Here is a 593-nt window from a genome sequence, read left to right as displayed (position 1 = left end):
CCGGTGTCGTCTCGCTCCTCGACGGGCTCGTGCCGCAGGTCGCCTGGGTGCAGGCGCTCGGCGACGCCGGAATCGGCGCACCGCAGTGGTCCGTCACCTCCGGCGCGGTCTCCGTCGGGCACGACGACGTCCCCGCCGACCCCCACCGGGCCATGCTCTGGGGCCTCGGCCGGGTCGTCGCCCTCGAACACCCCGAACGCTGGGCCGGCCTCGTCGACCTCCCCGCACAGCCCGACGCCACCGCCCTCACCCACCTCATGACCGTCCTCGCCGGCAGCACCGGCGAAGACCAGATCGCCATCCGCACCAGCGGACTTCACGCCCGCCGCCTCGCTCGCGCCCCCCTCCACGGACGCCGACCCGCCCGCGACTGGCAGCCCCACGGCACCATCCTCGTCACCGGCGGCACCGGCGCCCTCGGCAGCCACACCGCCCGCCGGCTCGCCCAGCACGGCGCCGAACACCTCCTCCTCATCAGCCGCAGCGGCGACCAGGCACCCGGAGCCACCGAACTCACCGACGAACTCCGCGCACTCGGGGCCCGAGTCACCCTCGCCGCCTGCGACGTCGCCGACACCGACGCCATGCGCACC

The 593-nt window shown here is 75.7% G+C and carries 1 protein-coding gene; it reads left to right on the top strand.

Going from position 1 to position 593, the window contains the following annotated elements; all coding sequences use genetic code 11:
- Positions 1-593 (top strand): beta-ketoacyl reductase (locus IE124_RS34355; RefSeq protein ID WP_189514035.1); only part of this gene is annotated, 593 nt, incomplete at both ends.

It is taken from the genome of Streptomyces narbonensis (genome assembly GCF_014649015.1).
GTDB lineage: Bacteria > Actinomycetota > Actinomycetes > Streptomycetales > Streptomycetaceae > Streptomyces > Streptomyces narbonensis.
Note: the sequence above shows the minus strand (reverse complement) of the source record. Positions and strands in the feature narration are given on the sequence as shown.